Raw genomic sequence first — 14,725 nt, 5'->3', positions numbered from 1 at the left:
CCCGGCCGGCGTGGCCGGTGGACGGCCAGGATCGCCGGGACGGCAGTTGCCGTGTGGCTCCTCGTCGTACCGGGGTCCCGGGCGTGGGGCTTCATGGACCCGGAGAATCCGTACGGGCCGGAGTACGCCGTGTTGGCCGTCTTGGCGGTGGTCCTGACCGGCACCGGCGTGGCCCTGCTCTACGGCCGTCGCGGCACCGCGTGTTTCCGTCGGGGGCCATGGTGACGGCGTCAGGCGGCGTCGATCAGGGCCAGGTCCATCGGTACGAGCGTGGTCGACGCCAGCAGGGCCCGGATCAGGTGGTCGTTGAGCGCGTTGCCCACCGGCTCGCCGAGCTCCTCGCGGGTCAGCCAGGGCACCCCGTCGCGGGACAGCCGGGTGCGCACGCCGTTGACCAGGTGCTCGACGCGCTTGTCCGTCCAGCCCGCGTGCGGCTGCGAGTCGGCGAGTTCGGCGGCGGTCTGCCGCCAGGTCAGCGGCTGCGGCCGGGGTTCGTGCAGCAGGTAGCGCCGGCCGAGGACGACGAGGGCGAGCTTCTCCGGTTCGGTGAGCACCCACACCCGGGGCGGGCGGGTGACGTCCCCGTGCCGCGGCGGCGGCCGGTCGCCCCCGGGGCCGGTGACGAAGACCTCCAGCAGGTGCTCGCGCCCCCGGGAACCGCCGACGAACAACGGGGTGTAGCCGGTGTCGAGCGGCAGTGACTCCTCGTCCCGGAACAGCAGCCGGGCCCCCGCGCAACGGATCGGCAGCCGACCGGAGTTGCTCACCCACCAGCGGCCGTCCCGGTGCGTGAGCGTGCCCTGGTGGCGACTGACCTGGGGGTCGTCCTCACCGAGGCAGACATGCACCTCGGGGCGGTTGCGGCCGAACAGGACCTCGCGGCCCTCCCCCGGCCCCAACGTCATCCCGCCGGTCAGCGCGAGCGCGAAGACCGTGCCGGGCAGCGGTGCGGACGCACCCCGGGCAAGGCTTCCATGGGTGGCGGGCAGGGGTCGGCCACCCGGAGCACCGGCGGGAGCGGGCAGGGCCCGCTCCTCCGGCCGGCTCCGTGCCGTTCCCGGTTCGGTCATGTCACCGCTCCTGCGATCGCTTCGCGAGGTTCCGTACGACGTCGGCTGCGAACTCCCGGGCAGCGTCGCACAGTTGCCCGGTCGGCTGGGGGGCGTACACGGTCAGCTGGAACAGTTCGGTCGTGCGGTCGCCGACCAGGTTGGTGTAGGTGCGGTGCGGGGTTCTTACGGTGCAGCTGTCGTCCTCGGCCTCGTCGGCGACGGAGTAGCTCTTGGTGCCGGCGACGTCCACCGGTGTGCCGTCGTCGGAGTCCAGCGAGTTGTCCTGGCTGAACTGGATCTCCACCTCGCGGGTGCCGTCGTCGCTCGACCAGTCGCAGGTCCAGGCACCGAAGCCGCGGTCCCGGTTGTCCGCCTCGACGCCGGGAAGCCGCCTCAGGTCGGTGGCGTCGAGCAGTGCGCAGGTGTCCAGCCGGGCCAGGGAGTTCGCGGCCGGCGACGACGAACGCCGGGGCACCGGGCCGTCGGCCAGCACGCCGACCACGTGGTCGGTGGCGGCGTCGGCCATCCGGCACGGGTCGGGTGCCACGTCGTCGAACTGCTTCCCGATCACGCGGACCTGCTTGCCGTCGGTGGTCAGGACGGCCCGCTCGCAGTCCCTCCCGTCCCGTTTGAGGGTCACGACCGTGAGGCCGCCGGTGAGGCGGGTGGACAGGATGTCGTCGAAGTCGTCCCGGTCCGCGTCGAGGTTGACCTGGACGTCCGCGTTGTCGTCGCCGCTGTTGTTGCGCACCAGGACGTCGCAGCGGTCGAACTCCCCGTAGTCCGGGTCGAGTACGGTGCCGCCGAAGCGGCCCAGCGAGGCCGCGTCGAGCAGCCCGCAGGGGTCCGCCGTACGTTCGTCGCCGATGGCACCGGCCGGCGCCGCGGCCGAGGGCTTCGCGTCGCTCGCGCCGGTACGGCCGCCCTGGTCTCCCGCGTCCTTCGAGGCCCACGGGCCGAAGAGGACCAGCCCGGCCGTGATCGCGCCCGCCGCGGCCGGCACCGCCACCGTGACCGCCAACCGGCGCCCGCGTACGGGCCGTGGCGTCCGCGCCATGAACGGCGTGGAGTCCTGTGCGCGGCGTACGAGTCGCCGCAGCCGGAGTGTGGGGGAGGTGACGTCCCGCATCCGGCTGTCGTGCAACTGCTCCGCTATGTGCGGGGGCGGTGGTGTGGCGCGTGTCAGCAGCTTCCGCGCCCTGGCGGCGTCGGGCCGACGCCGGGGCTCCACCTCCAGCAGGGCGGTGAGCGGCTCCTGGAGCGGGCCGGTCCGGTGCGCGGGCTCGATGTGTCCCTCGACGGCCCGGGCCAGGTAGGCCATGAGGTGTTCGGCCTCTCCGTACGGCGACCGGCCCTCGACCGCCATGAACAGGGAGGCGCCCAGGGAGAACACGTCGGACTTCTCGCCCGCGGGCAGCCCCTTGGCCAACTCCGGGGCCAGATAGCGGGGTTTGCCGCGCACGCTGGCCGTCGTGCTGTGGGTGACGTCGCTCCACAGGGCCCGCGAGATCCCGAAGTCGGTGAGTCTCGCGACGCCTTCGTCGGTGACGAGGATGTTCTCCGGTGTCACATCGCCGTGCACCACGCCCTCGTGGTGGGACTTCGCCAACGCGTCCGCGATCTGGCAGCCGATCGACCCGGCCTCCTCGGGCGTGAGCGGACCGCTCTCCGTCAGGATCTGGGCGAGGCTGCGCGAGGGGACGTATTCCATGACGATCCAGCAGGTGGTGCCCTCGTCGACGAGGTCGAAGACGCCCACGATGTTCGGGTGGTGCAGCCGCCCGGCGTTGCGCGCCTCGCCCATGAGCCGCCGCGCGGCCCGATCGTCGTCCAGGCGTGCGCACTTGACCGCGACCCGGCGTTCGAGCCGCTCGTCCCAGGCCAGCCAGACGACGCCCATCCCGCCTCGGCCGATGGGCTCCCGCAAGAGGTACCGGCCGGCGATCCTGTCCCCGGCCTCCGGCGTCACCAGCACCGCCCCACCCCTCGCCCCACCGCCGATGGTCCTGCCAGACGACGGAGTGTACTCAGCCCGCACCTGGCGGTGATCTCTTTCACCGGACGTCGCGCGGACCCGCCCAGAACCCCCACAGCGGCGGGGGCGCCTCGCCTCCTGGTATCGCCGGGCGCCGGGACCCCTCCCGGGAACGGAGCCGCACCATGCGGGCTCCGGACCTGTTCTTCCGTCCGCTGGTCCTCCGGTGAGCGGCGCGGACCATGACGTCGGTGGGGTCCACGGGTCGGGAGGGGTCCCGGGCGGGGCGGGCGAGCATAGGGGCGGCGACCGCCGGGAGGGCCCGGCGGCCGGTCGGGAGGCGCGGCCGAGGAAACCGGAGAAGGGGATGGCGGTGGCACGGGAGGAACGGGTCGTCGCCGGGCGGTACCGGCTGCGGGAGCGGCTGGGTTCCGGCGGTGGCGGACACGTGTGGCTGGCCGAGGACGAGAACCTCCGGGTCCGGGTCGCGGTCAAGGAGGTCACCGTTCCGTACGCGCCGGACGGACCCGGCGACGACCCGGTCCGCCGCGGGCGCAGGGAGGCGCTGAAGGCGGCGCAGCTGCGCGAGCATCCCAACGTGATCACGGTGTACGACGTGGTGGAGGACGACGGCCGCCCGTGGATCGTGATGGAGTACCTGCCCGGCACCCGCGATCTGCGGGCCGCGGTGGAGGACCGCGGGCCGCTGCCGAGCGAGGAGGTGGCCAGGATCGGGGCGGCCACCCTCGACGCGCTGTCCGCCGGGCACCGGCTCGGCATCATCCACCGGGACGTGAAACCCTCCAACGTCCTGCTGGCACCGGACCCTTCCGGCGCCGCCGACCGGCGGGTCCTGCTCACGGACTACGGCATCTCGCTGTGGCCCCGGGAGACCCGGGTCACCCGGAGCGGCATGGTGGTGGGCACCCCGGGCTACCTGGCACCGGAGCGGCTGTCCGGCGGCGAGGCGACGGAAGCGACCGACCTGTTCTCGATCGGTGTCGCCCTCTACTTCGCCGTCGAGGGCGCCTCCCCCTTCGAGCGGGACACGCTCGACGCCTCCCTCATGGCGGCGCTGACCACGCAGCCCGCCGTACCGCGGCGGGCGAGCGACCCGCTGGTCCGCGTGATCATGGGGCTGCTCGCCAAGGATCCGGCGGAGCGGATGCGGGTGGAGCGGGCCCGTGAGCTGCTCGCGGAGGCCGCGGGAACCGGGACCCTTCCCACGCCGGTCCCCGCGCTCGCCGGAACCGCCCCGGAGAGGGCCGCCTCCGCCGCCGGGACCGGCTCCGGGAGCACCTCGGGCACCGCCCGTCGGGTGCCCGGCCGGCGAACGCCCGTCCTGCTGACGCTCGTCGGCCTGCTGGTGGGAGCCGGCGGATTCGCGCTGGGCGCCGCCACGTACCCGGCGGACAGGGCCGGGGGGACGGGTCGGGAGGCCGGCCCGAAGGTGGCCGCGAGCCCTTCCCCGACCGTGACCCGCGACGCGTACCCGTACGGCCGGCGGGTGGGACTGCGCGAGGAGCTCATGCCGGGACAGTGCGTCGACGCCGACTGGAAGGGCGGGGAGTTCAAGGGGCTGCCCGGGGTGAAGCCCGTCGACTGCCACGACGACGATCCCGAGGGCCAGGTCATCACGACCGTCGCAGCCGACGGTGCCGCGCGGGCGGCCGGCACCCGGGCCGTCCGGGACGAGTGCGCCCGGCGCACCGCGGAGTTGCGGGCGACCATGGCCGACCCGGTGCTGTACGTCCTCACGCCCGGGACCGGGCAGAGCGAACCGCCGCCCTCGGCCTGCCTGCTCTTCCTGAGGGACGCCACCGCGGGCGGACCGCTCGGCGACTTCCGCAAGTTCGGCGACACCGTGTACGTCACGCAGCTGGGCCCGGGTGACTGCATCGACTCCGCGAAGGACAAGGACGGCACGTACACCAACACCCTGGTGAACTGCGACGCACCGCACGACGAGCAGATGGTGGGCTGGACCCGGGCCTCGGGCGACGGCTCGGCGGAGAGTGTCGACACGAACGGCCTCTGTGAGGAGAAGTACGGCGTCGACCGGGCCCGTGGCCAGGGGCACGAGATGTGGGGCTGGTACTCCTCGGGCGAGGAGTGGGACGCCGGGTTCCGGTGGGTGCTGTGCAGCGTGGGCCGGGAGGACGGGAGGAAACTCCCCGGAGGCACGCTGAAGTCGGCGTACTGACCGCCGTTCGGGGAGGACCCGGGTCCCCCGGCGTACTCCACCGGCCGCCCGGAGGCCGCGGTTCAGCGCGTTGCGGGCAGGTAGGTGACGCCGAAGCGGAACTCCCGCTGCCGGCCGGGCTCCAGGGACAGGGCTGTGGCGTGTTCGGGACGGTTGTAGGCGTCGGTGGGTACCTCGACGGGTTCCAGGGCGATGGCGGCACGCCGGTCGCGGGCCAGGGTGTCGCCGGTGAAGACGTGCAGGTACCCGCCGTACTGCCACACCCGTAGTTCGTCTCCGGTCGCGGGGTCACCCAGCACCGTCTCGGCCCGGCCGCCGGGTCCGGGCTCCAGGTCCGCGAAACAGGCGTCGATGACGGCGTCACCGAGCCGCCTGGACGTACGGAAGTCCAGGCCGGGGTGGTGGTCCAGGGGCAGCAGGGCCTCCTTTCCGGGCAGCGGGATGAGGGAGGCGTCGGTGCGGATCAGGGTGTGGGCGGGGATCCGCAGGACGAGGTCGTCGACGGGGCGGGAGAGCGTGAAGTAGGGGTGCCAGCCCGACGCGTAGGGGGCGGTGGTCCCGCCCACGTTCGTCGCCCGGATCTCGACGCCGAGTTCACGGCGGCCGATCGTGTACTCCACGTCGAGGTCGAGCGCGAACGGGTAGCCGGGGTACCGGCCCGGTCTGATGGCCGTGGTGCGCAGCAGCAGCCGCGCGGAGTCGGCCGTCGTGGTGGCCCCGACGATCCGGAACGGCGCTTCGCGCGCGAAGCCGTGGTAGATCGTGCGGTCCCCGAGCCGGCCGGGCAGCAGGTCGTGGTCGCGGCCGTCGTGACGGTAACGGCCGTCGGCGACGCGGTTGGGGAACGGGGCGAGCAGGCCCGCCCGGACGCCGTCCTGCGCCAGCAGTTCCGCCTCGTCGCGGTAGCCGTCGGTCAGTTCCGTGAGCCGTCCGGCCGCTCCGCGTCCGACCTGCCAGCTCAACAGGGTCGCCCCGCGCAGGGCGAGGACGGCCCGCGCGAGGCCGTCCGGCGCGGAGACGGTCACCGTGGGTTCGCCGCCGAGGCGGCCCTCGTCGATCCGGAACGCGTCGGCCATCCGGCGCCTGCCTCTCAGCCGGCTTCCGGGACGAGTTTCTTCGCCCCCGTCATGATGGCCACCGCGTCCTCCATGGAGTGCGACCGCGGGGTGATGACCCCGGCGCAGCCGCCGAGGCGCTGGATGTGGATGCGGTCGGCGACATCGAAGACGTTGGGCATGTTGTGGCTGATCAGGATGACGCCGAGGCCCTGGTCGCGCAGGTCGCGGACGAGTTTGAGCACCTGGCCGGTCTCGCGGACGCCGAGGGCGGCGGTGGGTTCGTCGAGGATGACGACCCGGCCGCCGAAGGCGCCCGCCCGGGCTACGGCCACCGACTGCCGCTGGCCGCCGGAGAGCGTCTCCACGGCCTGGTTGATGTTCTGCAGGGTGCTGATGCCCAGCCGCTTGATGTGGTCGGACGCCTGACGCTTCATCTCGCCGGTGTCGAGCATGCGGAACACCGAGCCGAGCACACCCTTGCGGCGGATCTCGCGGGCGAGGAACAGGTTGCTGGCGATGTCCAGCGCGGGGGCCACGGCGAGGGTCTGGTAGACCGTCTCGATGCCGGCCTCGCGGGCGTCCTGCGGCCGCTTGAAGTTCACCTCCGAGCCGTCGACGAGGATGCTCCCCCGGTCCGGGACGAGCGCTCCGGACAGGCACTTGATCAGGGTGGACTTGCCGGCGCCGTTGTCACCGATGACGGCGAGGACCTCGCCGGGGTGGAGGGTGAGGCCGACGTCGTCCAGGCCGACGACCCGGCCGAAGACCTTGACCAGTCCCTTGGCCTCGAGAACGGGGGCGGTGGTGGTCGTCACGACTTCACACTCCGGATCCACTGGTCGACGGAGACAGCCGCGATCACCAGGACGCCGACTGTCAGGACTTGGTAGTTGGGGTCGATGCCGGCCAGTGCCAGACCGTTGACGAAGACCTGCACGATGAGCGCGCCGATCAGCGAGCCGACCACCACACCGCGTCCGCCGAACAGGCTGGTGCCGCCGATGACGACCGCGGTGATGGACTGCAGGTTGGCGTTGAGACCGCTGTTGGGGTCACCGCCGCCGACCCGGCCGACCAGGATCCAGGCGCCCACCGCGATGGCGAACCCGCCGACCACGTAGGCGCTCAGCAGCACCCGGTTGACGGAGATGCCGGCCAGGCGGGAGGCCTCGATGTCGTCGCCGACGGCGTACAGGTGCCGGCCCCAGGCGGTGTAGCGCAGCGCGTAGCCGATCACCGCGTACAGGGCGATCATGAGCAGGACGCCGTTGGTCAGGTTCAACTGCCCGATGGAGACGGTCTCGCCGCTCCACATGAGGATGTTGCCCGGCTGCAGGGCGATGGTCTGGCCCTTGGCGTAGATGAGCGTGATCGCGGTGAAGATGCTGAGGGTGCCGAGCGTGACGATGAACGGTGGCAGCTTGATCCTGGTCACCAGCAGCCCGTTGACGACCTGTGCGGCGACGGCGACGGCCGCTCCCGCGAGCAGGGCCAGGATGCCCGGCAGGCCGTTGTCCGCGACGAGCTTCGACATCAGCAACGAGGCGAGCACCATGACCGCGCCGATGGACAGGTCGATGCCGGCCGTGAGGATGATGACGGTCTGGCCGACGGCCAGCGAGCCGATGACGGCCGTCTGCTGCGCGACCAGCGACAGGTTCTGCAACGCGTAGAAGCGGTCGTTGACCAGGGAGAACACGATGACGGCGAGCACCAGCACGATCGCCGGGCTGAGTGCCGGCTGACGGTGCAGCACCGCGTGGATGCGCTGGGCCGGTGTGGCGGGCCGGTTGAGGAAATCCTCCGCCGGTGCCGGTGTTGCCTGACTGTCCACGTGGGTGGTCACAGGACGTCCTTCCGGTTCTTTCCCTCGTGCCCTCGTGCGGGCCTTCGGTGCGACTCATGACGGCTGACGACGGCTGACGCGACGGCTCATGGGCTCGTGCGGTGCGGGGTGCCGCCGGTGCGTACCGGCGGCACCCCCGGCCGGCCGGGTCAGCTGCCCCAGCAGGCGGAAGCGGCCTCCGCCGGGGACTGGACCGTCAGACCCTCGATGGGCTTGGCGGCGACCAGCGCGGTGCCGGTGTCGTAGAACGACTTGCCCTCGGTCACGCTGGGCTTGCTGCCGCCGCGGGCCAGCTTCGCGATGGAACTGACGCCGAGCGACGCCATCTTGCCCGGGTACTGCACGGCGTCGGCGGCGAACTTGCCGCTGGTGACGTTCTTCAGACCCGAGCAACTGCCGTCGATCGCGTAGATCGCGACGCCCTTGTCCTTGCCCGCCGCCTTCAGCGCGTTGTACGCGCCCTCGCCCGCCGGCTCGTTGATGGCGTAGACCACGTTGATGTCCGGGTTGGCCGACAGGCAGTTCTCCATCGCGGTGCGTCCGCCGTCGATGGCACCCTGGGTCGGCTGGTGGCAGGCGATCGTGTAGGTACCGCCCTTGCCGCCGGTGTACTTCCCCGACTTGGCCTCCTTGCCGTTCTCGGTCTTGCTGCCCGGGTCGATGCCCATGCCCTCCAGGAAGCCGTGGTCGCGGTCGATGTCCACCGAGACGACCTGGTTGTTGAACAGGTCGAGCATGGCGATGACCGCGGGCTTGCCGTTCAGGGCCGCCGCCGCGTACTGGCCGTCGAGCCTGCCCGCCTGCTCGTTGTCGGTGGCGTAGGTGATGTCCGCGACGCTCGCCGGGTTCAGTGCGGTGTCCAGGGCGATCACGAAGAGGCCGGCCTGCTTGGCACGGTTCAGCGCGGCGTTCACCGCGTCACCGTTGGTGGTGATCAGGATGCCCTTGTCGCCGCGCGAGACGGCGTTGTCGATGGCGGTGATCTGGGTCTGGGTGTCGCCGTCCGAGGATCCCGCCGCCACGGTCAGGCTCACCTTGTCCTTGGCGGCCTGGGCCTTGGCGTCCTTCTGCATGCTCACGAAGTACGGGTTGCTCAGTGTCTTCAGGATCAGTGACACACCCACCTTCCCGTCGCCGGACGATGAGGAGTCCCCGTCGGAGGAACCGCAGGCCGTGAGGGTGGCGCCGAGGCACACGGTGATGCCGATCGCTGCCGCCCGCGTATACCGACCGCGAAGGCCCGACGCCTGGCTGGTGGAGAGATTCATCGCTTGATCCCTTTCGGAGCCGTCCGTGGTCGACGCTGAGACAACGTTGACTCGACGGGATACTGGGCCGTATGGACGAGCGCGTCAAGACACTGGTAGACATGCATGGGCAACGACTAGGTAACGCCAGATCGGCAGGAGACAACGATGACTCTGGGCGAGCCGCCGTCCCGGTCCCCCCGTAGCCGCCCCACCATGCGCGAGGTGGCGGCACTGGCCGGCGTCGCCATCAAGACCGTCTCGCGCGTGGTCAACGAGGTCCCCACCGTCGATCCGGCCATCGCCGCCCGGGTGCGGGACGCGGCCGACAAACTGGGCTACCGGCCCAACCTGACCGCCAGCAGCCTGCGCCGTGGGGACGGCCGGACGGCCACGATCGGGATGCTCGTCGAGGACTCGGCGAACCCCTTCTCGGCGGCCCTGACCCGCACCGTCGAGAACGTGGCACGCGAGCGCGGAGTGCTCGTGCTGGTCGCCAGCCTCGACGAGGACCCGGCCCGGGAGCGGGAGTTGGCCCGGGCTCTCATCGACCGGCGGGTCGACGGCCTGGTGATCGTGCCGGCCGGCCGTGACCACAGCTATCTGATCAGCGAGCAGCGGTCGGGCACCTGCATGGTCTTCGTCGACCGCGAGCCCAGCCTGCTCGACGCGGACACCGTCGTCTCCGACAACCGGCAGGGCGCCCTCACCGCCGTCAACCACCTGCTGAAGGCCGGCCACCGCCGCGTCGCCTACCTCGGCGACCGGGCGACCATCCCCACCGCCGCCCAGCGCTTCGACGGCTACCGGCACGCCCTGGAGGTCGCGCACATCGAGTACGACGACGAGATCGTCCGGCACACCGGTGCCAGCGAGGAATCCGCCATCGCCGCGACCGAGCGGCTCCTGGCGCTGCCGAACCCGCCGACCGCGCTGTTCACCAGCCAGAACCTCGTCACCATCGGGGCCGTACGGGCGCTGCGCGCACTCGGCCTGCAGGACGCCGTCGCCCACCTGGGCTTCGACGACTTCCCCCTGGCGGACATCCTCAGCCCGGGGATCTCCGTCATCGCGCAGGACGTCGAGCAGTTGGGCAGGACGGCCGCCGAGATGCTCTTCCGCCGCCTGGACGGCGACCGGTCACCTCCGCGCACCGTCACCGTCGCGACCCGGCTGATCGAACGGGGCTCCGGCGAGATCACCACGGAAGGACCCGGCCGGCAGCCGCTCCTCCTTCGCTGACCATGGGCCCCTGCCCGCCCCCGAATCGGCGGCGTGGCCCCCGCGTGCGCCCTCGGGACGGGTACCGCTGCCGGCGAACCCTCACGGCACCGTCACCCGGCGAAAGGGGTTACCGCCCAAGGGTGGCCGTCAGGCAGGATGAGGGCCTTCCTTCAACTGTCCGGCCACCGGACCGTTGCTGTCCGGCATGTCCTGGGGGGCTTGTGTGATCACCGCGGTTTCGGACGCCTACGACCCGGCCCAGCAGCTCTGGACGAGCCTGCTCACGCTGGTCTTCGGCATCGCGCTCATCGGCGTCGGACGGACACTTCGGCGGACCGGACAGCTGCCCGCGTATCTCGACCTCGGGCAGAAGACCCTGGGCTCGCCGATGGCCGAAGCCGGCAGGAGCGTCGGCGTCGTCCGGTTCGGCACGGCCCTGGTGGCCATGGGCGGCTTCTTCCTCTTCGGCACCGCGTGCCTCGTACTCGGCGCACTGGGCGTCATCGGTCCCTAGGAAGCCCGGTCTCCGGAGCCGCGGGACGTATCGAAGACGCCCGTCGGCGGTTGAGGGGGGCTCGCATCGAGCGAAGCGGGCCCTCTTCCCTGGGTCGCCCGAAGCCGCTCAACGGTGGCCACGGATGACCGACGACAACCACCACCAGGCGCACGGACAACCGCCCTTGACCAGCAAGAAACCCAGCTCGCCGAGATCCTCGGCACCACCCAGGGCATGAAGAAGACCGGGCCCGCGGGTGGCTTTCGATGCCGGCCGCCGCAGGTGAGCCCCTGCCGAAACTCGCACCCCCGTCGCGGCCCGGCTCTCCCCTGACCGCGGCGGGTCCGCGTGCGGGCCATGCCGGCCGGCGCGCCCACCTGCATGCCGTCCCGCGTGCGCACATCGGGGTTGCCTGCCCTCGCGCCCCTCGCCGGTCTCACCGACGTGAGTCGCGCCCGGCCCGGTCGAGGGGCGCGAGGTCGGGTCCTGCGGCCCAACTCAGCCCGCTGCTCGCCCGGTTGTCCGGTTGTCCGGGAACCACTCCGGGATTGTCCTTGATCGGTAACGGACGCATCCCCCGGCCGCCGATCACCGTCCTGACAGATGGTCGCGAGGTGACCGGGGAATCGGCGAGGAACTGCGGGAAAGCGGGGCGGACATGGCGCGGCACAGTGGCGGACGTGGCTGGTACGGCAAGGTGCTCGGCGCGGCGCTCGGGGTGTCGTTGCTCGCCACCGGTGCCTCGGTGTGGACCGCGCAGGCCGGTGCGGTGGACGGGTCGTCTCCGAAGGCGACCGCGTCGGCGTCCCCGGGCAGTGACGTCAAGCGGGTCGCGGTGACCATCGCGCACGCCTCGGACAAGGGGGCGCGTGGCGTCAACATCACCATCGACGACGGCCCCGACCCCGTGTGGACCCCCCAAGTGCTCGACGTGCTGCGGGAGTACGGGGTGAAGGCCACGTTCTGCATGGTGGGGACGCAGGCGCAGGCCCACCCGGACCTCGTGAAGAAGGTGGTCGCGGCCGGGCACCGGCTGTGCGACCACTCGGTGTCGCACGACACCACCATGGACAAGCAGTCCCAGGCCTACCAGTCGCAGCAGATCCTCGACGCCGAACGCATGATCACCGAGGCGTCCGGGGGCGTACGGCCGATGTACTACCGGGCGCCCGGCGGGGCCTTCACCCCCTACAGCCGCGAGCTCGCCGCCTCCCGCGGCATGCGCCCGCTGGGCTGGAACGTGGACACCAAGGACTTCGAGCGGCCGGGCACGGACGCCATCGTCGCCACCGTGGAGCGGGAGCTGCCGGGCGGGCCGACACTCCTCTTCCACGACGCGGGCGGCGACCGCTCCCAGACCGTCGAGGCCCTGCGCCGGATCCTCCCCCGCCTCAAGGAGCAGGGCCACTCCTTCGGCTTCCCGGTGCGCTGAGACGCCGGGCGGGACTACCTCCCGGCCCGCGTCAGGGTTGTGCGGCGCCGGTGCCGGTCGCGGACCTGTGGAGCAGTTGGGCCAGCAGCAGGGCGCCCCCGGCCGCCGCCCCCACCGCGCCAGCGGCCAGGAAACCGTGGGACGAACGCCAGGACAGCACCGACCAGCGCGACTGCGCGGAGAACACGGATCCCGTGCTCAGCCACGACCCGGTCGAGATCAGCGACAGGGAGGAGCCGATCGAGCCGATCGACAGGGCGCTTCCGATGGAGCCGACCGACAGGGCCGAGCCGACGGACCCCACGGACAGCACGGATCCCACTGAACCGATCGAGAGCACGGAGTCCTGGGACCACAGCGACAGCACCGAGCCGGAGGCAGGACGACGGACCGACCGTGCGGGCAGTTTTGTCATGGGGCCATCCTGCCCGCCGGTGGGGAGCCCCGGGAGTCTTCGGGTCCGTTCCCGGCAGCGGGTGCCGGTACTCCGTGGGCGAGAGATCGTGCCGACCGGTCAGCAGCGTCGTACGTCCTTCGTCAGGACGCCCTGTCGCGTGGCGAGTGTGCGGTCGTAGCACGCCCCGGCTCCTCGGAGCCGGTAACGCTCGCTGGTCGTCGCCACGGCGTGACGGTCCTCGCGGGCCACACCCAGGGTGAAGGTCGCGTCGCCGGCGTATGTGTCGTCGCGGAGGACGCCGTCCGTGCGGGCGTGGTCGTCGAGGGACATGACCACGCGGAGCCGGTTGTCGGTGTCGATCGTCGAGCGGCCGTCGAGGGTGTAGGTGCGGTCGGTGCGGGAGGTGTGGCCGTTGGCGGTGACCTTCTGGGTGTCGGTCCAGCGGCCGGTCTGGTTGTCGGTGGTCTCGTCCGGGGTCCAGTGGTGGGTGATCGCCGTGGTCAGGGAGCGGTCGACCGTCGTGGTGACCCGGCCGTGGGAGGTGTCGAGGTAGCCGGAGACCTTCAGGCTGTGCGCGCCCTCCGTCACCAGGCTGCGCGAGGTGCCGTCCTGGTACGTGTTCGTCACCTTCGGCGTCGACGTCCTGTACGAGGTCACCGCGCCCGTCACCACCGGCTTGTGGGCGTCCTGCCACACCAGGATGTTCGTCGGCGCGCTCCACCCGGTCTGTCCGCCCGGCACCCCGAGCACCGACACGTCGACCTGGTGCGCCCTGCCGTCGTTCAGCTCGGCGGCGAAGGGCGTCAGGTCGAACTCCAGCGGCCGAACGTCGAAGGCGGTGGGCGACGGGAGCACCGACCACAGGTACGGCGACCAGCCACCGGTCCACACGTTCGGGTAGGGCGAGGCGATCCCGGCCACCTTGCCGTCGACACTGACCTCGACCTCGCGGTAGGGGCCGTCGTCCCCGCCCTGGCAGGAGTACGACGCCGACGGGGTGACCGCCGAGTACCAGAACTCCTCGCAGCCACCGCCCGATCCGGTCGCGTACACCTCGGCGAGGATCCGCTCGGAGTTGCGGGGGGTGGTGAGGGAGGCGCCGGTGGTCACGCTGTTCGCGTCGCTGAGGGGGATGACCTGGTCGGGGGCCGCTGTGGACGACGAAGCCGACGGGGCGCGGCCCCGCTCGGGGGCGTAGAAGGTGAGGGTGACCTTGACGTCCAGGACGCCGGTGTACGTGTCGTTGACAACGTTGCCGATGAGCATGTCCACGGGCTGCGAGCCGCTCAGCGTCTTCTCGTACCGCGTCACGTCCTTCTGCACGGACCAGTCGATGCCGTCCTGCGAGGGCTCGGGGGTGGACGTGCGGAAGACCTGGACCCCGCCGATGTCGAGGTACCCGAGCCGGTCGTACTGCCGGCCGGCCACACTGCCGTCCATCCGCAGCACCACCTTGGACCAGCGGCCCGGGGTCCCGCAGCCGGTCGGCGGGGTGTAGGTGCCGGTGTAAGGGGTGAAGTCCCTGAACTTCGCCTCGGCGACCGTGACCGAGCAGGACCTGGTGTGCGGCGTGGCGATGGCCGGGGCGGCGGTGAGCGGGTCGTGGTAGTCGGTGCCGAACTCGGCCGGCACCGATACGGCCCCGGCGGACGGGGCCGCGCCCAGGGTCAGGCCGAGCGAGGCGGCCGCGGCGGCGAGGGCGAGAGCCGTCCGGCGCAGTCGCCCGCGGGTCGTCAGATGTTCCATGCAGCGCAGTGAACCCACCCGTGCCGTGCCGTCACCAGAGATGCCGGGG

General features: G+C 71.9%; 12 protein-coding genes. 4 read left to right on the top strand and 8 right to left on the bottom strand.

Features of this window, described 5'->3' with window-relative positions; translation table 11 throughout:
• Positions 1 to 230: 230 nt before the first annotated feature.
• Positions 231 to 1,070 carry an FHA domain-containing protein gene (locus tag ACZ5VD_RS14815; protein ID WP_468553502.1) on the bottom strand — a complete coding sequence of 280 codons (840 nt, stop codon included), beginning with the start codon at positions 1,068 to 1,070 and terminating at the stop codon, positions 231 to 233.
• Between the two features lies 1 nt (position 1,071).
• Complete coding sequence (locus tag ACZ5VD_RS14810) at positions 1,072 to 3,027, bottom strand: serine/threonine-protein kinase (protein WP_468682404.1); 1,956 nt, start codon at positions 3,025 to 3,027, stop codon at positions 1,072 to 1,074.
• Positions 3,028 to 3,400: 373 nt separating this feature from the next.
• Between ACZ5VD_RS14810 and ACZ5VD_RS14805 the strand changes: the two genes are divergently transcribed.
• A complete protein-coding gene (locus tag ACZ5VD_RS14805; RefSeq protein WP_468682403.1) occupies positions 3,401 to 5,230 on the top strand; it encodes a serine/threonine-protein kinase in 1,830 nt (609 codons plus the stop codon).
• Positions 5,231 to 5,292: 62 nt separating this feature from the next.
• On the opposite strand, the gene ACZ5VD_RS14800 is transcribed toward ACZ5VD_RS14805, so the two are convergent.
• From ACZ5VD_RS14800 to ACZ5VD_RS14785, 4 genes are all read right to left on the bottom strand, one after another.
• Positions 5,293 to 6,306 (bottom strand): aldose epimerase family protein, encoded by a 1,014-nt coding sequence (locus ACZ5VD_RS14800; protein ID WP_468682402.1) that lies wholly within the window; start codon positions 6,304 to 6,306, stop codon positions 5,293 to 5,295.
• Between the two features lie 14 nt (positions 6,307 to 6,320).
• Positions 6,321 to 7,103: an ATP-binding cassette domain-containing protein gene (locus ACZ5VD_RS14795; protein ID WP_468553498.1), complete on the bottom strand. Its 783-nt coding sequence runs from the start codon at positions 7,101 to 7,103 to the stop codon at positions 6,321 to 6,323.
• Positions 7,100 to 8,134, bottom strand: coding sequence for an ABC transporter permease (locus ACZ5VD_RS14790; RefSeq protein ID WP_468553497.1), 1,035 nt, complete (start codon positions 8,132 to 8,134; stop codon positions 7,100 to 7,102). Before ACZ5VD_RS14790 ends, ACZ5VD_RS14795 begins: the two co-directional genes overlap by 4 nt.
• Positions 8,135 to 8,283: 149 nt before the next feature.
• Positions 8,284 to 9,402, bottom strand: coding sequence for a substrate-binding domain-containing protein (locus tag ACZ5VD_RS14785; protein ID WP_468553496.1), 1,119 nt, complete (start codon positions 9,400 to 9,402; stop codon positions 8,284 to 8,286).
• 147 nt (positions 9,403 to 9,549) lie between these two features.
• Between ACZ5VD_RS14785 and ACZ5VD_RS14780 the strand changes: the two genes are divergently transcribed.
• The 3 genes from ACZ5VD_RS14780 (at position 9,550) to ACZ5VD_RS14770 (ending at position 12,533) form a co-directional block, all read left to right on the top strand.
• Entirely contained in the window at positions 9,550 to 10,623 is a 1,074-nt protein-coding gene (locus ACZ5VD_RS14780; RefSeq protein WP_468553495.1) for a LacI family DNA-binding transcriptional regulator, read from the top strand.
• A 205-nt stretch (positions 10,624 to 10,828) separates the two neighbouring features.
• A complete protein-coding gene (locus ACZ5VD_RS14775) occupies positions 10,829 to 11,119 on the top strand; it encodes a hypothetical protein (RefSeq protein WP_468682401.1) in 291 nt (96 codons plus the stop codon).
• A gap of 640 nt (positions 11,120 to 11,759) precedes the next feature.
• Positions 11,760 to 12,533, top strand: a complete 774-nt coding sequence (locus ACZ5VD_RS14770; protein ID WP_468553493.1) for a polysaccharide deacetylase family protein — start codon at positions 11,760 to 11,762, stop codon at positions 12,531 to 12,533.
• A 31-nt stretch (positions 12,534 to 12,564) separates the two neighbouring features.
• Here ACZ5VD_RS14770 and ACZ5VD_RS14765 read toward each other — a convergent pair whose 3' ends face one another.
• Together ACZ5VD_RS14765 and ACZ5VD_RS14760 are read right to left on the bottom strand one after the other, a co-directional pair.
• Positions 12,565 to 12,948: a hypothetical protein gene (locus tag ACZ5VD_RS14765; protein ID WP_468553492.1), complete on the bottom strand. Its 384-nt coding sequence runs from the start codon at positions 12,946 to 12,948 to the stop codon at positions 12,565 to 12,567.
• 99 nt (positions 12,949 to 13,047) lie between these two features.
• Positions 13,048 to 14,676: a peptide-N4-asparagine amidase gene (locus tag ACZ5VD_RS14760; RefSeq protein WP_468682400.1), complete on the bottom strand. Its 1,629-nt coding sequence runs from the start codon at positions 14,674 to 14,676 to the stop codon at positions 13,048 to 13,050.
• Positions 14,677 to 14,725: the final 49 nt, after the last annotated feature.

The sequence above is a fragment of the Streptomyces sp. NPDC032822 genome (assembly GCF_055578825.1).
This window is presented reverse-complemented; position numbering and strand designations above follow the sequence as displayed.

Coding starts and splice junctions, on each gene's coding strand:
- ACZ5VD_RS14770 (WP_468553493.1), top strand. CDS start 11,760: ATGGCGCGGCACAGTGGCGGACGTGGCTGGTACGGCAAGGTGCTCGGC.
- ACZ5VD_RS14780 (WP_468553495.1), top strand. CDS start 9,550: ATGACTCTGGGCGAGCCGCCGTCCCGGTCCCCCCGTAGCCGCCCCACC.
- ACZ5VD_RS14800 (WP_468682402.1), bottom strand. CDS start 6,306: ATGGCCGACGCGTTCCGGATCGACGAGGGCCGCCTCGGCGGCGAACCC.
- ACZ5VD_RS14785 (WP_468553496.1), bottom strand. CDS start 9,402: ATGAATCTCTCCACCAGCCAGGCGTCGGGCCTTCGCGGTCGGTATACG.
- ACZ5VD_RS14815 (WP_468553502.1), bottom strand. CDS start 1,070: ATGACCGAACCGGGAACGGCACGGAGCCGGCCGGAGGAGCGGGCCCTG.
- ACZ5VD_RS14760 (WP_468682400.1), bottom strand. CDS start 14,676: ATGGAACATCTGACGACCCGCGGGCGACTGCGCCGGACGGCTCTCGCC.
- ACZ5VD_RS14765 (WP_468553492.1), bottom strand. CDS start 12,948: ATGACAAAACTGCCCGCACGGTCGGTCCGTCGTCCTGCCTCCGGCTCG.